Raw genomic sequence first — 4,558 nt, 5'->3', positions numbered from 1 at the left:
GACGGCGGCCCCGGCGGTGGCCGACGGCGACTCGTCCTCCACGGCACGCGCGACGCGCTCGTCGGCGGACTTCGCGTCGGGGCGCGGCCGCAGCGTGCGGTACGCGGCGAGGGTCGCGACGAGCGCGAGCCCGGCGGAGACGATGACGACGAGGAACCCGCCGTGCGACCCGTCGGCGTCGATGCGGGCGCCCGCGATGGACGACCCGAACGAGACGCCGACGCCGAGTGACGTGCCGACCCAGGTGAGGCCCTCGGTGAGCCGCGCGGGCGGGACGAGCTGCTGGACGAGCGCGTTGCCGTTGATGAGCGTGGGGGCGATCGCGAAGCCGGTGACGAACATGACGGCGGCGAGCACGACGAGGTTGGTCGCGACGACGAAGAAGGACACCCCCACAGCGAGCACGACGACGCCGATCGCGAACCGCTGGTGTAGGGGCCGGACCCAGTGCCGCGTGCCGTAGAGCAGCCCGGCGATCAACGACCCGAACGCGAACACGGCGAGGATCACGCCGGCGATCCCGGTGTTGCCGGACTCCTCGGCGAACGCGACGGTCGACACGTCGGTCGCGCCGAAGATCGCGCCCATCGCGACGAACACGAGCGCGAGCACGACCATGCCGGGGTTCGCGAGGACGGAGCCGCGCACGCGCTCGCCGCCGGCGGCGACGGTCGGGGCGGGCTCGGTGGCGCGCAGCGCGAGGAACCAGTAGCCCCCGACGAGCAGGGCGACGAGCGGCACGACCAGGCCGGCGGCGGGGTCGACGCCGGTCGCGAGGACCGTGGCGAGGACGGGACCGACGATGAAGACGAACTCGTCGATGGTCGACTCGAGCGCGTACGCCGTGTGCATGGGGCGCGGGTCGCCGCCGAGCACGCCGGACCAGCGGGCGCGCACGAGCGAGCCGAACGACCCGACCGCGGCGCCCGTGACGGCGGCGGCGACGTAGAGGAGCCACGGGTTGCTGTCGGCGCGGGCCGCGACGACGAGCGTGACGAGCCCGACGGACGCGACGGCGACGGCGGGGCGCATGACGCGGGCCTGGCCGTGCCGGTCGACGAGCCGGGCGAGCTGCGGCGAGCAGAGGGCCTGCGCGACGACGTAGACGGCGGACACCCGTCCGGCGAGCCCGTAGGAGTCGTACAGCGCGGAGATCATGAGGACGATGCCGATCCCGATCATCGACATCTGGAGGCGCGCGACCATCCCCGCGACGGAGAAGGCGAGGGCACCCGGGCGCGACAGGATCTCGCGGTAGGGCTGGAGCATGCCCTCAGTCTCGCACCGCGTACCGACGGCGGCCCGGGGCTGGTGGTCGGGCGTCCGGTGCCGCACCATCGGTGCATGACGGACGTGCTGGTCAGCGACGCGCCGGAGGCGCACCGGTTCGAGGCCCGCGACGAGGCGGGCGAGCTGCTGGGGTTCGCGGTGTACGACGTGGTGGGCCGGACGGTCGTGTTCACGCACACCGAGGTCGACCCGCGCGCGGAGGGCCGCGGGGTCGCGTCGACGCTCGTGCGCGAGGCGCTGGACGCGGTCCGGGAGAGCCACCGGGACGTCGTGGCGTTGTGCCCGTTCGTGAAGGCGTGGGTGGCCCGTCATCCCGACTACCAGGACCTCCTGCACCACCGCGACTGAGGCCGTCGTCCCGAGCAACTTCTTGTAAATTTCGTGTGAAGTTGCCCCAGGCAAACCGGACATCTCCGGTCAAGGGGTAAGCGCTTCCGGTGAGCGCGGTCACTTTTGGACGCATGTCCGTCTCAATGCCCTGTTACCGCCTGGTAGGTTCGTTTTACCGAGTTCGCCGGACGTGCGGCACATCTGTGCCCGCCGCCGCGACCGGACCGTGCGCCTCCACTTGCAGGGGGCGGTTGCGCACGTCCACTCGCAGGTCAGAGGCCTGTGCGTGGTCCATCGACGCGCCCGCAGGGTCTCCCAGGACCTGCCGGCGACGTCCATGCTGGATCGCCGACGACGCCGGAACAGCTTGTCAGAAAAAGCCACCACCGTGTCGGGTAGGCCATTCAATGTTCGTTTTCGTTCTTCAGCTGCGCCATATGCTGGAAGGGCAGTCGGAGTTTTATCTCTTCGCTGTCTTCTCCACGCTGATCTGGGCGTTGTGGCTGCTCAAGGTGCTGCTCTCGCGCCGCTACAAGCCGTACACCGGCGAGTTCCACGGCACCACTTCGGTCGTCGTCCCCGTGGTCGACGAGCCCCTCGACCTCTTCCACGACGTGCTCGCGCGGATCGTCGCGCAGCAGCCCGACGAGGTCATCGTCGTCATCAACGGCAAGCCCAACCCGGGCCTCGAGCGCGTCAGCGAGGAGTTCGCGCCGCTCGTCCGCTGGGTGCACACCCCGATCCCGGGCAAGCGCAACGCCGTCAAGATCGGCACCGAGATGTCGCGCGGCGAGATCACCGTGCTCGTCGACTCCGACACCGTCTGGACCGACGGCACGCTGCCCGAGCTCGTCAAGCCGTTCGCCGACGCGAACATCGGCGGCGTCACCACGCGTCAGCGCATCCTCGACCCCGAGCGGTCCTGGATCACCCGCTGGGCCGACTGGCTCGAGAACACGCGTGCGCTCTACTCGATGCCCGCGCAGTCCGCGCTCGGCCAGGTCGGCTGCCTCCCCGGACGCACCATCGCGTTCCGCCGGCACATCCTCGTCGACGTCATGGACGACTTCATGCACGAGAAGTTCATGGGCGTCTTCCTCGAGGTCTCCGACGACCGCACGCTGACCAACCTGACGCTCAAGGCCGGCTACAAGTGCGTGTACCAGTACACGAGCCTCGTCTACACGGACGCCCCGCTGCAGGTGAAGAAGCTCTTCAAGCAGCAGCTCCGCTGGGCCCGCGGCAGCCAGTACAACACCCTGCGCATGCTGCCCTGGATGATGGGCCACGCCCCCGTGCTCGCCATCTTCTTCGTGATGGACATCATCCTGCCGTTCCTGCTGGTCGGGACGATCGCGGGCTGGGTCTACCGCGCGGTCTCCGGCACCGGCGTGAACCTCTACCAGGCGATCCTCGAGACCTACACCGGGCTCGAGGGCTGGGTCTGGGTCGTCGCCACGATGATCATCTCGTCGGTGCTGTCCATGGCGATCCGGCAGATCCGCCACCTGCACGAGAAGCCGTCCGACTTCCTGCGCCTGCCGATCTTCATCATCGTCTCGACGTTCTTCCTCATGCCCGTCCGCCTGCTCGGCTTCCTGCGCATGGCGCACGCGTCGGGCTGGGGCACGCGTGCCGGCGCCTACGCCGGCGGTGACCTCATGGAGGAGCTCGAGAACGCCCCGCAGGGGCCCGTCGACCTCGTCGACCGGCTCGCCCGCGCCGGTGCCGAGGACGAGCGCGTCGTACGTCGTCGTCCCGACGTCGCCGCCGTCCGCCGGCCGGTACGTGACCGTGCGGGCGGAGAGGTCGACGTGCTCGACACGGGCGTGCACGACGGTCGCGAGCGGCATGGCCTCCGCGAGCGGCGTCTGGGTCAGGTGGGTGGGCAGGAGGCCGGACGCGACCTCGCCCGTGAAGCCGTGGAAGTTGTGCACGGGGTTGTCGGACACGACGACGATCTCGACGGATCCGTCGCGGAGCATCCCGCGGACGCGTCGCACGAGGGCGCCGTAGGCGTGCAGCGTCACGTACCCGCCGCCGAGCAGGACGACCCGCCGGGTCACCGGATCGTCCCGACCGTGACGAGCGCGGCACCGCCCGGGCCGGATTCGGCGGTCGCCCCCTCGGTGACGGCCACGTCAACCCTCCCTGCACCTGCGGCCGTCCCGACGGGCTCCGGCGACCCGGGTGTGGTGACCGGAGCGGGCCGCTTCTGCGGTACCCACGCCCGGGTCGTCGCGTGCGTGGCGGCGCGGGCCGTCGATGCGCCGACGGGCGCACGTGGGGCGTCGACCGCTCCGACGGCACCGAGACGGTCGGCGTCGTCGGCCCCGAGCGGGCGGCCGAAGGTCGTCGGCGGGGCGGCGCGGAAGCCGAGGCCGGCGAAGCGGCGGGCGATCGCGCGGAGGTGGTCGACCTGGTCGAGCGTCGGGACGCCCAGCGAGAAGTGGCCGGTGTGGCCGGACAGGGCGAGCAGCGCGGTCTCGGCGAAGCAGCCGTAGGTCAACCCGGGCGGCTGGCCGATGTCGCCGCCGCGCAGCCGCAGGCCCGGGACGGCGACGACACCGCCGTCACGGACGCGCTCGCGGCCTGCCAGGACGCGATCGCCGGCACGCTCGACGCGCAGGAGGCCACCGATGCCGCGCAGCAGGCGCTGACCGCGCTCGCGACGACGCTCGACGAGGCCGTCGCCCGGCTGCGGGAGACCGTGACGCAGGCGCTCGCTGCGGAGGGCGCGACGGGTGAGCCGACGGACACCGGCCCGACCACGGGCGGCACCGTCGACGGCTCGACCGACACGACGGGCACGACGGGCACGACGGACACGTCGGGCACCGAGCCCTCGGCCACCTCGTACACCCGCCCTGACGGCGCCGACACGACCAGCGGCGGCGTCGCGTCGGCGGCGACGATCCTCGCGGACCAGGCGGCGGTC

At 71.8% G+C, this 4,558-nt stretch carries 4 protein-coding genes; 3 read left to right on the top strand and 1 reads right to left on the bottom strand.

Annotated features, from left to right (window positions below):
- Positions 1-1,269 (bottom strand): MFS transporter (locus tag HGA02_RS11135; protein ID WP_168679066.1); only part of this gene is annotated, 1,269 nt, incomplete at its 3' end.
- 75 nt (positions 1,270-1,344) lie between these two features.
- On the opposite strand from HGA02_RS11135, the gene HGA02_RS11130 reads away from it, so the two are divergent.
- The 3 genes from HGA02_RS11130 to HGA02_RS11120 form a co-directional block, all read left to right on the top strand.
- Complete coding sequence (locus HGA02_RS11130; RefSeq protein WP_168679065.1) at positions 1,345-1,638, top strand: GNAT family N-acetyltransferase; 294 nt, start codon at positions 1,345-1,347, stop codon at positions 1,636-1,638.
- Positions 1,639-2,057: 419 nt separating this feature from the next.
- Positions 2,058-4,124 (top strand): glycosyltransferase, encoded by a 2,067-nt coding sequence (locus HGA02_RS20945; protein ID WP_246247683.1) that lies wholly within the window; start codon positions 2,058-2,060, stop codon positions 4,122-4,124.
- Positions 4,079-4,558, top strand: a 480-nt coding sequence (locus HGA02_RS11120; RefSeq protein WP_210728450.1) for a hypothetical protein, incomplete at its 3' end; no start/stop codon positions are given. The genes HGA02_RS20945 and HGA02_RS11120, both read left to right, overlap by 46 nt.

The sequence above is a fragment of the Cellulomonas septica genome, assembly GCF_012396155.1.
Taxonomy (GTDB): domain Bacteria; phylum Actinomycetota; class Actinomycetes; order Actinomycetales; family Cellulomonadaceae; genus Cellulomonas; species Cellulomonas septica.
Note: the sequence above shows the minus strand (reverse complement) of the source record. Positions and strands in the feature narration are given on the sequence as shown.

What these genes read in the sequence shown, in the direction of transcription:
- HGA02_RS11130 (WP_168679065.1), top strand. Translation starts at nt 1,345, where the DNA reads ATGACGGACGTGCTGGTCAGCGACGCGCCGGAGGCGCACCGGTTCGAG.
- HGA02_RS20945 (WP_246247683.1), top strand. Translation starts at nt 2,058, where the DNA reads ATGCTGGAAGGGCAGTCGGAGTTTTATCTCTTCGCTGTCTTCTCCACG.